Source organism: Methylobacterium sp. FW102-HT35C08 (genome assembly GCF_058790235.1).
In genome coordinates this window covers 5,300,422-5,313,181 of sequence record NZ_JBYTCL010000002.1, presented here as the reverse complement: position 1 = coordinate 5,313,181, position 12,760 = coordinate 5,300,422, and the positions used below count along the sequence as shown (strand labels likewise).

At 62.9% G+C, this 12,760-nt stretch carries 15 protein-coding genes and 2 pseudogenes; 9 read left to right on the top strand and 8 right to left on the bottom strand.

Features of this window, described 5'->3' with window-relative positions; translation table 11 throughout:
- The first annotated feature begins 162 nt into the window (after positions 1-162).
- Together AC3WSN_RS25390 and AC3WSN_RS25385 are read left to right on the top strand one after the other, a co-directional pair.
- Complete coding sequence (locus AC3WSN_RS25390; protein WP_492541755.1) at positions 163-447, top strand: hypothetical protein; 285 nt, start codon at positions 163-165, stop codon at positions 445-447.
- Positions 448-519: 72 nt separating this feature from the next.
- Complete coding sequence (locus AC3WSN_RS25385) at positions 520-945, top strand: hypothetical protein (protein WP_492541753.1); 426 nt, start codon at positions 520-522, stop codon at positions 943-945.
- Between the two features lie 7 nt (positions 946-952).
- On the opposite strand, the gene AC3WSN_RS25380 is transcribed toward AC3WSN_RS25385, so the two are convergent.
- Positions 953-1,147, bottom strand: coding sequence for a hypothetical protein (locus AC3WSN_RS25380; protein ID WP_492541751.1), 195 nt, complete (start codon positions 1,145-1,147; stop codon positions 953-955).
- A gap of 234 nt (positions 1,148-1,381) precedes the next feature.
- On the opposite strand from AC3WSN_RS25380, the pseudogene AC3WSN_RS25375 reads away from it, so the two are divergent.
- A pseudogene (locus AC3WSN_RS25375) lies at positions 1,382-1,585 on the top strand (integrase core domain-containing protein); the annotation flags it as partial.
- A gap of 253 nt (positions 1,586-1,838) precedes the next feature.
- On the opposite strand, the gene AC3WSN_RS25370 reads toward AC3WSN_RS25375, so the two are convergent.
- From AC3WSN_RS25370 to AC3WSN_RS25360, 3 genes are all read right to left on the bottom strand, one after another.
- Positions 1,839-2,087: a hypothetical protein gene (locus tag AC3WSN_RS25370; RefSeq protein ID WP_492541750.1), complete on the bottom strand. Its 249-nt coding sequence runs from the start codon at positions 2,085-2,087 to the stop codon at positions 1,839-1,841.
- Between the two features lie 152 nt (positions 2,088-2,239).
- Positions 2,240-2,608, bottom strand: coding sequence for a response regulator (locus AC3WSN_RS25365; protein ID WP_192711567.1), 369 nt, complete (start codon positions 2,606-2,608; stop codon positions 2,240-2,242).
- An 806-nt stretch (positions 2,609-3,414) separates the two neighbouring features.
- Complete coding sequence (locus AC3WSN_RS25360) at positions 3,415-3,984, bottom strand: Ros/MucR family transcriptional regulator (protein ID WP_492541748.1); 570 nt, start codon at positions 3,982-3,984, stop codon at positions 3,415-3,417.
- Positions 3,985-4,371: 387 nt separating this feature from the next.
- Here AC3WSN_RS25360 and AC3WSN_RS25355 point away from each other — a divergent pair, with 387 nt between their 5' ends.
- Positions 4,372-4,863, top strand: coding sequence for a Ros/MucR family transcriptional regulator (locus AC3WSN_RS25355; protein ID WP_192711569.1), 492 nt, complete (start codon positions 4,372-4,374; stop codon positions 4,861-4,863).
- Between the two features lie 241 nt (positions 4,864-5,104).
- Here the strand turns inward: AC3WSN_RS25355 and AC3WSN_RS25350 are convergent, their stop codons facing one another.
- From AC3WSN_RS25350 to AC3WSN_RS25335, 4 genes and pseudogenes are all read right to left on the bottom strand, one after another.
- Positions 5,105-6,730 (bottom strand): hybrid sensor histidine kinase/response regulator, encoded by a 1,626-nt coding sequence (locus tag AC3WSN_RS25350; protein ID WP_492541746.1) that lies wholly within the window; start codon positions 6,728-6,730, stop codon positions 5,105-5,107.
- Between the two features lie 1,902 nt (positions 6,731-8,632).
- Positions 8,633-8,893 (bottom strand): hypothetical protein, encoded by a 261-nt coding sequence (locus AC3WSN_RS25345; protein ID WP_492541744.1) that lies wholly within the window; start codon positions 8,891-8,893, stop codon positions 8,633-8,635.
- A gap of 112 nt (positions 8,894-9,005) precedes the next feature.
- A pseudogene (locus AC3WSN_RS25340) lies at positions 9,006-9,254 on the bottom strand (hypothetical protein).
- Positions 9,255-9,490: 236 nt separating this feature from the next.
- Entirely contained in the window at positions 9,491-9,646 is a 156-nt protein-coding gene (locus tag AC3WSN_RS25335; RefSeq protein ID WP_492541742.1) for a hypothetical protein, read from the bottom strand.
- 456 nt (positions 9,647-10,102) lie between these two features.
- Between AC3WSN_RS25335 and AC3WSN_RS25330 the strand changes: the two genes are divergently transcribed.
- The 5 genes from AC3WSN_RS25330 to AC3WSN_RS25310 all read left to right on the top strand — a co-directional run bounded on the left by AC3WSN_RS25330 (position 10,103) and on the right by AC3WSN_RS25310 (position 12,405).
- Entirely contained in the window at positions 10,103-10,357 is a 255-nt protein-coding gene (locus AC3WSN_RS25330; RefSeq protein ID WP_492541740.1) for a hypothetical protein, read from the top strand.
- Between the two features lie 148 nt (positions 10,358-10,505).
- Positions 10,506-10,745, top strand: coding sequence for a DUF6894 family protein (locus tag AC3WSN_RS25325; protein ID WP_492541738.1), 240 nt, complete (start codon positions 10,506-10,508; stop codon positions 10,743-10,745).
- Positions 10,746-10,839: 94 nt separating this feature from the next.
- A complete protein-coding gene (locus AC3WSN_RS25320) occupies positions 10,840-11,628 on the top strand; it encodes a Crp/Fnr family transcriptional regulator (RefSeq protein WP_492541736.1) in 789 nt (262 codons plus the stop codon).
- A 158-nt stretch (positions 11,629-11,786) separates the two neighbouring features.
- The gene (locus tag AC3WSN_RS25315; protein ID WP_192711576.1) at positions 11,787-12,083 is read left to right on the top strand and encodes a hypothetical protein; all 297 of its coding nucleotides are present in this window, start codon (positions 11,787-11,789) and stop codon (positions 12,081-12,083) included.
- Between the two features lie 34 nt (positions 12,084-12,117).
- On the top strand, positions 12,118-12,405 hold the full coding sequence (locus AC3WSN_RS25310; protein ID WP_492543247.1) for a hypothetical protein: 288 nt from the start codon (positions 12,118-12,120) through the stop codon (positions 12,403-12,405).
- The last annotated feature ends 355 nt before the right edge of the window (positions 12,406-12,760 follow it).

Below are 12,760 nucleotides of genomic sequence, written 5' to 3'. Positions count from 1 at the left end.
TCCACCACCGCGAGCGCCTTGCCGTGCTCCTCTCCTCGGCCCTGTTCCTGGCGGGCGCACTCCCGTTGTTCTGGGCGATCGGCTGAGCCTTCGCCGTCACCCGACGGATGTGCGGATCGAGTGTGCTATACTGTTCTGACCGACGAACCGACGGAGGTTCTGATGGACATCAAGCAGTCGCTCGAACTCGCGGTGCTCGTCATTGCGGCGATCGCGATAGTCGCGAGCCTGTTCAATCTGCTGACGCGGGAGCGACGCCCGAAGATCGGCTACACCTACAGTGGCAGCGGCTACTCGGACGGGACTGGCAGCTTCCCAGGTCAGGGCACAGACCCTAGCCCATTCTCTGGCAGTCATGGTGGGCACCACTGCTCGCACAGCGGCTCTGGCAGCAGCGACGGCGGAAGCTGCGGTGGCGGAGATGGCGGAGGAGGCGGCGGCGACTGACGCATCGAATAGTTGAGGCTGGCCGATCTGCGGCTACGCTTTCTTCAAGCTCGGTGGCAGATTGCGGCCACCATGCCGATCCGGTCCGAGCACCGCTTCTTCTACCCCAGCGACTGGGCGCAGCTTTCGGCCGTGATCCGGTTCGGACGGGCGAAAGGCTGCTGCGAAGGCTGCAGGCGGCCGCATGGACGGATGGTCTACAACCTCGGCGACGGACGCTGGTGGGACGCCGATGCCGGCCGGCGGCGCGATGGCTGGGGCAGGCGGATCGGGATCGCTGCGGAAGCTGACATCCTCGGCCGTGCCCGTCGTACCCGGGTCGCGCTCGCCGCTGCCCACCGGGACCACGACACCTCGAACAACGCGGACGCCAACCTCGCGGCCTTCTGCCAGCGATGCCGCATGATCCATGACCGGCCCGAGCATCAGACGCGACGCTGGCGGACGCTATCCCGGCGGAAGACGCTCGGAGACCTGGTCAGTGGATCCTACGCTTGAGGGCGTTCTAACCCGTCTGGTCTCGGCGGGTCAGCTGTTTCACCAACTCAGCCAGCCTTTCCTCGGACTTCTTTAGAGCAACCCGCGAACTGTGCCCTAGCGGCGTGCCTTCGGCTGCTTCTCGGAGCTTCGCTATGGTGCCTTGGGTCTTCTCAACCTCGGCATCGAGCGCCGCACGCTCGCCGGATCCGTGTTCGGCCATCTCGGCTCTCCCTATCGTCTGCGGCCTCTCATGCCGGGGCTGCTGCCGACTGAGTTAGGCCGTATCTTCAGGCGAGACGACCCCCGTGAGCCGCTTTAGGGGCCGGTAAGTGGCCGGCGGCGAGGGCAAACGAACGGTTCACCAAGTATGCGCAATTGCGCGGAATGCCGTGATCCCGCCGCCATCGGCTGACGTTCCACCGGCACACCCACCGGCGACATGCAGCCATGCTGACCGGTGCGCTCGCCGCAGAGCAATGGCATCGCGGAGGCGTTCGTGAAGACGCTGAAGCGCGACTATGCCTACCTCGCCATCTTGGCCGACGCCGAGACCGTGATGCGGCTCCTGCCGACTTGGTTCGAGGATTACAACACCATCCACCCGCACTCCGGACTGCGCATGCTCTCGCCCCGAGAGTACCTCAGCCGGAGTGCCTAAACCCGCCCCGCCGCCTGTCCGGTCAACCAGGGTGCACTCCAGCCCATAATCACGGCGGTCATGACCATCGTACGGCGCAGACCGGACGTCGTAGCTTTGCCCACCAGCAGCTTCTTGGACTGTGGGTGTATCTCGATAGCCCTGGCCACGTCGATCCTGTTGACCAACGGTCGAGCCAATGACCGGGCTTACCCCATTACGACAGCTCCGATCGTCTGCGCGACAGCGTTGGCTTGGTCGCGAGTTAGGCCGGTCACCAAGACAGCATTGTCCCGGTGTACGTGCCATCGTCGGTTGCGCGGATGCGGATCATGGAGCCTCCTGCAAATCGCTCATGCACGGTTGATGGGTGAAGCCGGGCGGCGCGTTGTCTCGCACACGCGTTGCGTAAACGGCGCATCTGATCCTGCTGAGCCTCAGCCTCTTGCGACGGATAGTTTGTCATCGAGAGGACGATTGACAGCGAAGAATTGTTCTCGTGCTGTAGGTGCATCAGTTTCATGGCGATGCCCCTCGTCACTGCTTAAGCAGCCAAGCTTAATCTTTCATTCACGGTTGGCAACTCTGGGGAGCGCCGAGGGTCGATCCGGATGTATGTACGGCGTTCCACCAGCTATCCGGGAACGCGTTAGCTCCCGAAGAGAGTCGCCCGGCTCAATGCAGCCGCAGCACCTCCAGCGCCTTGCGCACTAGCCGTTCGGCACACGGCTTGGCGATGAAGTGCGCGGTCTCGGGCAGAAGCGCAGCTTCGTCGGGCATGCAACCCGAGCAGACGATGATCCGAGTCTCTGGCCAGCGCGTGACTACGGCGTGCGCAAGATCGCAGCCGTTCATCGTGCCGGGCATGTTCACGTCGGTGTACAGCAGGGCGGCACCGCCGTTAGCCTCCAGGTGCTGGAGTGCGCCGTGGGCGTGCTCAGCTTCTAGCACTTGGAAGCCAAGCTTCGACAGCATGTCGGCCGCCGCTATGCGGACGATCTCTTCATCTTCGGCGAGGACGGCGAGCGGGCGAGATCCTGACATGGATCAAAAAATGCGAACCGCCGCGACGCGTTTCAGCTTTGCCGTAGATTTTCTCGATGTGGTGACGGGCGAAATTCCTGCTTGGGACCAGTCCACAATCGACGCTGGCACGCCGCGCTAACCGCCCTCCCCCATCCTGCATCTCGGGCCGCGTTGCGTACTTGCCCCGGACGTGAGGAACGGCACCGAGCCCTGCCACCCCCGTGAACAGCTGGGGCGGGGGCTTTCGTTCAGGCGCTTCGCCCACCTGCGAGCCGAGCGGACGGCAGATGCAAGAGCTTCCGCGGCCCATGATGTGAACCTCAGCTCTCGGCGCAGCATCCGCTTCTTTCAGAGCGCCGAGCTCTGGTCATTCTGTCGCACAGCACAGAACTCAACCTCGGCCTGTTGGTCTGAGAATTGGCTGGGAGTTCTGCAACCGTGTCTCTGGCGTACATCATCATGCTGACGGCCGCGATCGGCGCCATCGCACTCACGATCGCCGCGCTTCCAGCCCTCGACCGCTTCCTAAGGTGGTGAGGCCGCCATCCGAAACCTTGCCGCCTCATCGCGGGTTGCCGGCGTGCGAGTTAGGTGGAGGATACCGCGGTGGAGTTCGTTGTGATGATCGCGGGCGTGGTCGGAGCTGGTGCGACCCTGCTGTTCATGATGCTAGGCCTGGACACCTTCTTTTCCTGGTAGCCGATTGCCTATGTCCTGCGATACGGGCCGCGTCGCGTACCGGCCTGTCACCGCGAAGAACGAGCCCTGAGCCGCGTCAGCCCGTGATGAGATCGGGCGACGGGGCTCCAAATGCGCGTCGACCCTTACTTGGCCGCAGCGGCCTTCTTCGGCATGCGGGCGCGGGCCGGCTTCTCGGTTGGCGCGACGACGGGCTCGGCAGCCCTTTTCCGGCCCTGGCTCTTCGGCACCTCGGCAATGGTCTCAGCGACCTCAGCCACCTTCGGCGCCGCGTTCCGACGCCGGTTGCCGAGACCGAGCGACAGGGCGAGCTTGGAGCGCTGCTCGGAGTAGCTGGCGGCCGTGGACGGGTAGTCGCGTGGCAGCCCAAAGCGCTCACGATACTCCTCGATGGTCAGGCCGTGCTTGGTCAGGTGGCGCTTCAGCGTCTTATACGGCTTGCCGTCGATGAAAGAGATCAGCGCGCCCGGCGTGATCGACTTGCGGATCTGTCCAGGCGTCAGCTTCTCCACCTTGGGTTCGGCCGAAGCAGGCGCGCTATTGAGTCCGCTGATCGCAGTGTGAACGTCAGCCAAGAGTGCTGGCAGATCAGCCGGGCGTACGGAGTTCTTCGACACGTACGCCGAGACGATATTGGTAGTGAGGTCAATGAAATTGGTCGGACTTGTTTCGGGAATTGAAACGCTGTCGTCCATGTGTATCTCCTCGATATGCGCGCGCAGCAAACACGACGAGAAGGTCTGATAGTCAAGTGCACGGATGGAAAGTTCCGGCTAATCAGGCCAGATATCCGCTGGTTTCAGGGCCGAGATCTGACGCGCATCAGCTGGTGATCGGCCAAGATTGAGATGAACTCCGACCGCATAGGTGATCCAGGGCTCTCGTTCGGTCGGCCGTGCGTGAAAGGCCGGCAGCCCGGAGCTTCCGGTATCGTCACTGCCGCATTCGCTAACGAGCGCGTGGCCTTGCCCCCTGGATAAGCAAGTATCCATATCCATTGTATTGCTTTTGTTGAGTCGATACGGATATAGACGCGCTCCTCGGCACATCTGCGCGAGCGAACTGAAAAAAGCAGGAATAAAGTGACAAGCGAAAACGTTGAACACACCGCCGACATCACAGAGCTGGCCGGCGGAATTGTTGCCGCCTACGTCTCGAATAACCCCGTCCCCCTCGCGGAGCTTCCCAACCTGATCCGAAGCGTGCACGGCGCGATCGCCGGGCTCGTCACCGGTACCCTCTCGGCCGAGAGCGGCCCTGCGGCGCAGAGCGAGGTCGAGAAGCCGAGCGCCGCCCAGATCCGCAAGTCGGTCCGTGATGATGGGATCGTGAGCTTCATCGACGGCAAGCCCTACAAGACGCTCAAGCGCCATCTGAGCAGCCACGGGCTCGACCCGCGCAGCTACCGTGACCGCTATGACCTACCTTCGGACTACCCGATGGTAGCGCCGAGTTATGCCGCGCAGCGTTCTGCGCTCGCCAAGGCAATCGGTCTCGGCCGCCCGGGGGCGATGGCTGCTCAGGCTGAAGAAGCGGTCCAGTCTGAGCGAAAGGGCCGACGCAAGGCCGCCTGACCGTCCATCACCGTTCACGCGCGGCCAAGGCGCCGGCCTGTGGCAACGATCCGTTAACCATAATTGCCGAGGTAGCTGTCAGCGACCGGCTGGGGGCTGAGCGTCGGAAGAGCAGCACCGAGACCCGGATGTACGGTCTCACGTGCGGCCTCGCCGGCGCAGTCGCAACAAGCCCGCACCTGGAACACCAGGGCGGGCTTTTCTCGTCAAATCGGGCAACAGCCCCGATACAATCGGTTTCTCATCCTACTCCAGTCGGGCCATCGACAACCCGACGCACGCGGCGGGCGAGTTCCAGCCGCTTGTAGGGCTTGTTGATGATCTCGAACTCTATACCGCCTGCGTCCGTCCGCTCCAGCGACGCCTCCGCGTACCCGGTCGTCAGCAGGATCTTGATCTTGGGCTGACGCTCGCGGGCGGCACGAGCCAACATCACGCCGTTCATACCGCCTGGCATGATCAGATCGGTGAACAGCAGGTCGATGCGTTCCTCGTCGTCGAGGACCTCAATCGCTGCCCTTGGGCCATCCGCGATGATGACCTTGTAGCCGAAGTCCTCCAGGATGGTGCCCGCTGTGGCCGCAACGTCGGGGCGATCATCGACTACCAGGATCGTCTCTGTGCCGTGCCGATCGGCAGCGCGTTGGGAGGCTTTGCGCTCGTCCTCGATCTTCTGATCCGACGCGGGGAAGAGCAGGCGCACCGTCGTGCCGTGCCCGACCTCAGAGTAGATCTTGACCGATCCACCCGACTGCTTGGCGAACCCGTAGACCATCGCGAGACCAAGACCGGTGCCTTTGCCCTCACCCTTGGTGGTGAAGAACGGCTCCATCACGCGCGCCAGGATCTCAGGCGGCATGCCTGCCCCCGTATCGGTAACCGAGACCACGACGTAGGCCCCCGGTCCGACCGTCTTGAATAGCGCGCTGTCCTCGTCCTCAATCAGCAGGTTCTCGGTCTTCACCGTAACACGGCCGCCGCCCGGCATGGCATCGCGGGCGTTGATCAAGATGTTGAGGAGCGCGACCTCGGCTTGGGTCGGGTCGATGCGCGTGTTCCAGAGATCCTCAACAAGGGCTAACCGCATCTCGATGTGCTCGCCGAGGGTGCGCTCGGCCATCTCGCTCATGTTCTGTACGAGGCCGTTGAGGTTCAGGAGGCGGCCCTCCAAGCGCTGCTTGCGCGAGAAGGCGAGAAGCTGGTGAGTCAGCTTGGCGGCGCGCTCGCTGGCGTCGCGCACGGCCTCGCCCGCACGGCGCATCCGTCCGACATCGATGGTCGGGTGATCGATCAGCGCGAGCATCACCTCGTTGTGGCCTGAGATGACTTGGAGCAGGTTGTTGAAGTCGTGCGCGATGCCGCCGGTAAGCTGGCCCAGGCTTTCCATTTTCTGAGCCTGATGCAGCGACTCCTCGGCGTCCCGCCGCCGCGACACGTCAAGCTGCGAGCCGAAGAAGTACACGAGATCGCCCGACCTGTTGAACACCGGAGAGACGAACAAGGCGTTCCAAAACGAGGAGCCGTCTTTGCGGTAATTTATGATCTCGGTGGAGAACTCGCGGTGCTCGGCGATGGCGGCGCGGATCTCAGCGACTGTCTCCCGATCGGTCTCTGGCCCTTGTAGAAACCGGCAGTTCGTCCCAATCAACTCCGCGCGGGTGTAGCTTGTCATCCGCTCGAAGGCGCGATTGACGAAGATGATTGGGTTGTCCGGCTGATGCGGGTCCGTGACGATCATAGGCATGCGCGTCGTCTCGACGGCAGCGAAAAAGATGTCGTGGTGCTGATCGACGACGCCCTCGGGGCCGCTACCGCTGACCGGTGTGCGCGGGCCGCGGATCGCGGGCTTCTCAGGAGTGGTCACCATCGGTTCGGCTCATTACGGGACCGAACCGCGGATGCAACAGGCCATCTCGTCACTTCGTTCTGAGGACGCGTAACATGAAGCCGGAACCATGTCCGGGTGCAGCGCGGCTACCCGCTGTCGCAGTTGTCACAAGAATTAGATCCCCTATCGGAGCCGATAAGTCCTTCGTGCCCCGCAGAAATTTTTCTCTTGCCGAGTCTTTGACCACGGATGCGTGGATGAAATAGGTTATGCGATCTGAAAAAGTCTACTTTTTCACACAACTTGCGCGTCGGTCTCAGCCGCCAGCTGCCATAGCGAGGACCACCACGAGTTGAAGAAACACGAGCCCCCCCGAGCGTCAGCCGCCAGCCCGTCAGGAGCCTCGGCATCAAAGCCAACTACCCGATAGGACCAGTGCTTTCGCCCCTGAGAGGGCGAGGTCGGTGACACCATTGTAGATGTTGAAGTGAAAGCGCACGGGGCTCTCCGCCGTTCGAGGCGGGAGCCGGCCGCTCTCACTCGCTGGCGTGCCAAGGCCGAAGCCCGCGATTGATAGCTGCGTTGTCACCCATCCTCGGGCGTCGCACAGACACAGATCAACCTTTCTGATGCGCGATATGCCAACCCATGTTGGGCAAGGTCGCTTCTGGCCGCATGGTCACCCGATCGCGCCGGCCGTAGCCCTTGAGTGGGCTTCCGGTTTTCCGCTCTCCATGCTCGCTGACGCAGCCGCCCTGTGGCGCGCAGCGCTATAGAGGACGCGATCTCATTTCCATAAGGCTCGGGCTGCAACTATGAGCGCCAAGGCTGTGAGGATTGCCAGCTGTGGCCAGTCACTCCGGTCAGGTGCGTTTCCATAACGCTCGATCTGCAGCACCCCACCGCCCAGAAGTACGGTGAGCAGCAGCAACAGAACGAGGCTTAGCATTCAGACGCTGCGCGTCGGCGCTGCGTACCACAGCCTCTCTGCCCGGCTTGCTGACTGAACTCAGCTTGGATCTGACGAGCTTCTAAGGTCATGCGAACTCGTCCGACCTCAAATTCAGGAGTTCAGGTCGGACTGAGGCTTTCATGCGGGCTCCCTCTACGCCGCAGTAATCAGGGGAAGCGTCCTAAGGCTCGCGCAACGGTGATGATGCCTGCAAGCGCCACGAGGCCAGCGGCCAACAGCAGCTTGGCGTGTACCCACCACATGTCAGCTTCGCTCCGGCCAGTAGTTTTAGGGAACCTCACCGGGTGAGCTATGTGACCAAGACACTCTGCGCTAAGCGAACGCACCCTCGCAGCTCGCCAGGCCTCACGCATCCCGATCGCATTACGGCTGCTGATACCAAGATAGGCTGATCGAACGGCTTGCCCGACGTGACCACGTGATCACATTGCGACGCGAAAAGGTTGTTCATCGACGGTCGGTTACAGTGCGGCCTCGCCGACGCAGTCGCATAGAGCCTGCCCAGGTCCCATCTGGGCGGGCTTTTTCGTGCGTGATATCCAAGGCTCTCTTCACCATCCGAGGCGGAAGAATGGACCGACTCGGGATTACGCCCGTTCAAGCCGCATGGGCCAACGGGCGCAGACGCTACAGGACTTCCTGACGTCCAGCGCATCGGCGGTGGCCGACCTATCCGTGGCCGACTTCGTTCAACGCTGGCGTATGATCACGGGCGAACCGCCAGCCGTTCTGCTCACCTCACGAACCGAGATGCTGGCGCTCCTCATCGAGAGCACGCCCGCCGCGCCATTCAAGGCCCCCATCCCTACGTGGGACAATCGCAAGCTGGGTTCCGGCACCGCCCGGTAATCGCCGCCCGCCATCCTGCCTCCGAGCCAAGTTGCGTATCGGCTCGGCTCACACGCTGGTGAGATCGGACGCTCCCCCGCCCCGTGAGCAGATCGGGGCGGGGCCGAGCGGCCGAGGAGTCAGCGCTTGATCGGCTGAGCAGACATGACGGCGGCAGTCAGCACCATCCGAAATGCCTTCTCCTTTGGCCCTGATAGGTCCACCGCCTCAAAGGCTGGCGTGGCGTTCACGAGGGCCGCGATGTCGAGGTTGTGTCCGCTAGCGAACCGGTAGGGGCCAGCGGTCGGATCCCGCAGGTACACGTCGATCGCCGCGACGATCTCCTGGCTGCTGATGATGCCGGCCCTGCGCAGGTCGGCGACGGTCGGCGGTTCGGCCATGGCGGCGGATCATCCCTCAAGGTAGTGACTTGGGCCGCACAGTCAGATCGAACAGCACTGCCAGCAGCGATCCACCTCGCGGGAGCTAGCCATGTGCCAACGGTGGCTAATCTCAGGTCGATCTCGGCTCCCGCTTTGGCGAGCGTGCGAGGCTCTGGATACTTCGCGGCGGTCGCTTCGCCTTCACGGCAATCTCAGCTTCCTGCTACGGCATGAGGTCGCGCGCCGGCTCATCACCATCGAAGCCGCTCAGGATCTCCATCGGCATGCGCCTGTTCGAGGCGCGGCTGCCGTCCTCGAACACGACGTCGAACAGGATGAAGCCTCGATCCTGAGGCAATTGTTTCACGCGCTTGGCCATGCCCCGCTGATAGGCCGGCAAGCTCGGCAGTGCCAGATCTCTCGGCCGCGGCAGACGGCTGGCCCATGTCACGAAAGGCAGACAACCCGGCTTCAATAGGTCGACGGGGGCGGGCCTACACGCGACGACACTGACGAGGTCCCATGGCGCCGAAGAGTAGGCCACGCTGCTCTGCCGGCGTCGGGCAATCACCCGGTCGCTGTGGGAGCCCTACCGAACGGGGGTCAACGATCCGTTTAGGGAGTGGTCGCCTGCTGATCTGAGATCTCCGCCGTAGCTTGATCGATCGCATGCACAAACAGCATTGCGGCGACGACGATCAACACGAGCGCTGCGATGCGCCAGGGTTCGATGATGGGTTGTAGGGCTGGCGTGTTCATCTCGGTCTGCATCAGCCCACTCTCCCGGAGGTCTTGGGCCGTGAGACGGCGCTGAGATGGCAAGCGCTGGGTAAGAGCGTGGCACCCTGACGTTGGCTAAACCGTATAGTCCGGTCGACTCAGACAATACCATTCACGCTCGGAGGCCAGCGTAGCATCAGCCGGCACTCAGCAGAACCGCTAGAGGGCTGCGGAGGGGCGGCGGGCGACTTCCTCCGAAGCGATCCTGTGAGAATTCTCGCAGGCGGCAATTCGAGCGGAGCCATGCGTTGAGGGTCTGCGATCGGGCAGTATGACGAACGCGGTTTCCCGTCGCACCCAGCCTGCCGCCTAACTCAAGTAGTTTCAGCAACAGCTGCCTCTGCACAGGACAGGCGGACCGGCCGCGTGCCGGGAGGTCCTGTCGGCCGTGTTCTAGTCCCCCTCAGTTCACGGCTGACAGGTCCGCTCCTGGGAGAAACGCACCGCATGAAGGAAGGGGCTGCGTGTGGGCCTGAGTTCTGGGATGGGCTCGCCGACCACGTCACTGCAACCGTCGAGCCGGTGTTGCGGCGGAACCGGCGCGCCCGCGAGCCGGTGATCGCCTACCTGCGCGATTTGGAAGTACTGGCGCGACGCGAGTGCGACAGTCGAGAGGTGATCCAGATCATCGCGTCCGCGCGCAGGCTCCTCGGTGATCGGGACGAGATCGAGACGCTCAATGAGCCATCCTTTCGAGCTTAGTCCCCGTAAAAACGTGTTTTCTTTGATCTAGATGCTATCGTAATCGACACAACTGTACGAACCCTGGCCTCAATCGTAGCGATTAATCCTGGCAGGGCTGCGAGTGAGGGTCCGTGTCGCCCCCGCCGAGTGACGAGCGGGGGTATGGATGCCGCGCTACCACTTCAACGTCCACGACGGCGTGAGCAGCCTTGATCACGATGGGACGGAGTTGCCGGACTGGAAGGCTGCCCGCCTGGAGGCTGTCCGGCTGGCAGGCGAGATCCTGAAAGACGAGGCGGAGCGCGTCGTTCTCGGCGAGGACTGGCGTATCGAGGTCAGCGACGATACTGGCCTCGTCCTGTTTCACATGGCGTTCGTGATAACCGAGTCCTCAGCTATAGGATAAGATTAGACCGATCTAGGTCGCTTGTTCTGACCACCTTCACTTGACCGTCGAGTCACCGGCGGTCGCCGATCTCAGCCCACGGGTCCGTTCGCCGATGAACAAGCATGACGCCGGTGGTTTCGTCGGCGATCGACCAAGGTCTATCGATCTCGACAACCCGCTGGCGCGCAAACTGGAGCATTTTGCCCGCCTCGCGGATGACGATCGGCTGCAGCTCGCGGCGGCTCTCTCACCCGCTCGGACCATAGCGGCGCGCGCCGATATCCGGGAAGAGGGAGACGACCCGCGCTCCGTCAACGTCATCCTCGACGGTTGGGCCTGCCGTTACCGGCAACTCCCGAACGGGCAACGGCAGATCGTCAGCCTGCTCCTGCCAGGCGATCCGTGCGACCCACAGGTGTTCCATCAGCGCCGCGTCCATCACGCGATCGGCGCGCTCACCCCAGTCAGCCTCGCTCAGATCCGCGGGTCTGCCATGAAGGAGCTGATGGCGCACAGTTCCGCGCTGGAAGAGGCCTTCTTCCGCGAGCGCCTGAGCGCAACGGCGATCCAGTACGAGTGGACGGTCAGCCTGGGCAGGCGCTCGGCCATCGAACGGCTCGCGCATCTATTCTGTGAGCTCCACGCCCGGCTCGACGCTGTGGGTCTGGCCGACGGAGCCTCATGCGCGATGCTGCTGACCCAGACCGATATGGCGAACGCTCTCGGCCAGACCTCAGTCCATATCAACCGTACGCTGAAGGAGTTGCGCGATATGGAGCTGATCACACTCCGGTTGCGGCGCCTGACCATCCACGATCATGCAGGCCTACAGGCGCTGGCCATGTTCGAGCCTACGTATGTGATGGACGATGAGGTGGGTTCGTCAGCGCAGCCACGCTGATCCTCGGTGCAATCAGCGGGGCACCAAGACAGCCTCTAGTGATCCTCGCAGCTGTCCTGATGACCGTGGGCGCGGCTTAGGTTGTCCTGTTCTGATTGTCCCAGCCAGGAACAACGTCGCGGGTCCACGTCTTCCCTTCCCTCAAACTTGGAGGGAACATGTCTCGTTTCATCACGCTCACCGGCGCTGCGGCCATCCTGGCGCTCACGGCAACAACTTCTTTCGCGGCCCCGTGTGCTGTCGGTACGACGACCAGCAGCAAGGGCCCGACGACGAAGGACACCAGCTCCAACGTCGAGGGTGGCTCGACCCAAAAGGTGACTCCGGGCGCGAAGGGCGAGTCCCCCGGCACAGTCGGCGCGCTGAACAACGTCGGCGCCAACGCGATGGCCGACAAGGGCGAGAAGAAGGCCCCCGAAGGTCAGCCGGTCAAGCCGGGCGACGACAACTGCTAAGGTGAACCTGATCCGCTTATCTGGTGAAACGTCGATGTCGGTGAGGACGCTGACTTTGGCAACCGCACTTACGCTCGCGCTCTCGGGTGTCGCCACGGCCCAGGCTGCAGCCGGCGGCGGTAGCGCCGAGGGCAACATGAACAACCCCGGCTCGGTGAAGAGCAATTCTGAGAAATCCATGAGCACTGGATCTGGCACCAAGACCACGGGTACTGGACCTGGGACCAGCGGCGGCCCACCCGTCAGCACGTCCGGTGCACCAACCGGCAGTGGCACGGGCAACAGTGCCACCGGCAGCGAAGCAGCGCCAAGCGGCAGATAAATCATCGCCCCGCGGCTTCATGGTCGCGGGGCTGTCACTTCGCTTATAGAGCGGCCCGACTGCCATGGCGTCGCAGCGGAGGACCTATTCGGTAAAGTGCCTGTTGCACTCTCGGATCCGCATTTGTGGATCAGCGAGGTCTTCAGGTGGCAGAGCGGCATTCCAGCCAGAACGGGCAACACGGCGGCCCCAAGATGCCGCTATTTTACGGTGTAATCTGCAGTATGGGGCTGATGGGCGCGGCTCTAACCATCCTGATGACTGGACAGATCTTCGGCGCACATCCGAAGACGAACGGCCCAATTTCGCTGTCAGGTGAAGCATTAGTTGCTAGAGGTAACGTTCTACCTCGCAG

Excerpts from the sequence above, each read along its gene's own strand:
- AC3WSN_RS25390 (WP_492541755.1), top strand. The coding sequence starts at position 163 with ATGGACATCAAGCAGTCGCTCGAACTCGCGGTGCTCGTCATTGCGGCG.
- AC3WSN_RS25385 (WP_492541753.1), top strand. The coding sequence starts at position 520 with ATGCCGATCCGGTCCGAGCACCGCTTCTTCTACCCCAGCGACTGGGCG.
- AC3WSN_RS25380 (WP_492541751.1), bottom strand. The coding sequence starts at position 1,147 with ATGGCCGAACACGGATCCGGCGAGCGTGCGGCGCTCGATGCCGAGGTT.
- AC3WSN_RS25370 (WP_492541750.1), bottom strand. The coding sequence starts at position 2,087 with ATGAAACTGATGCACCTACAGCACGAGAACAATTCTTCGCTGTCAATC.
- AC3WSN_RS25365 (WP_192711567.1), bottom strand. The coding sequence starts at position 2,608 with ATGTCAGGATCTCGCCCGCTCGCCGTCCTCGCCGAAGATGAAGAGATC.
- AC3WSN_RS25360 (WP_492541748.1), bottom strand. The coding sequence starts at position 3,984 with ATGGACGACAGCGTTTCAATTCCCGAAACAAGTCCGACCAATTTCATT.
- AC3WSN_RS25350 (WP_492541746.1), bottom strand. The coding sequence starts at position 6,730 with ATGGTGACCACTCCTGAGAAGCCCGCGATCCGCGGCCCGCGCACACCG.
- AC3WSN_RS25345 (WP_492541744.1), bottom strand. The coding sequence starts at position 8,893 with ATGGCCGAACCGCCGACCGTCGCCGACCTGCGCAGGGCCGGCATCATC.
- AC3WSN_RS25335 (WP_492541742.1), bottom strand. The coding sequence starts at position 9,646 with ATGCAGACCGAGATGAACACGCCAGCCCTACAACCCATCATCGAACCC.
- AC3WSN_RS25330 (WP_492541740.1), top strand. The coding sequence starts at position 10,103 with ATGAAGGAAGGGGCTGCGTGTGGGCCTGAGTTCTGGGATGGGCTCGCC.
- AC3WSN_RS25325 (WP_492541738.1), top strand. The coding sequence starts at position 10,506 with ATGCCGCGCTACCACTTCAACGTCCACGACGGCGTGAGCAGCCTTGAT.
- AC3WSN_RS25320 (WP_492541736.1), top strand. The coding sequence starts at position 10,840 with ATGAACAAGCATGACGCCGGTGGTTTCGTCGGCGATCGACCAAGGTCT.
- AC3WSN_RS25315 (WP_192711576.1), top strand. The coding sequence starts at position 11,787 with ATGTCTCGTTTCATCACGCTCACCGGCGCTGCGGCCATCCTGGCGCTC.
- AC3WSN_RS25310 (WP_492543247.1), top strand. The coding sequence starts at position 12,118 with ATGTCGGTGAGGACGCTGACTTTGGCAACCGCACTTACGCTCGCGCTC.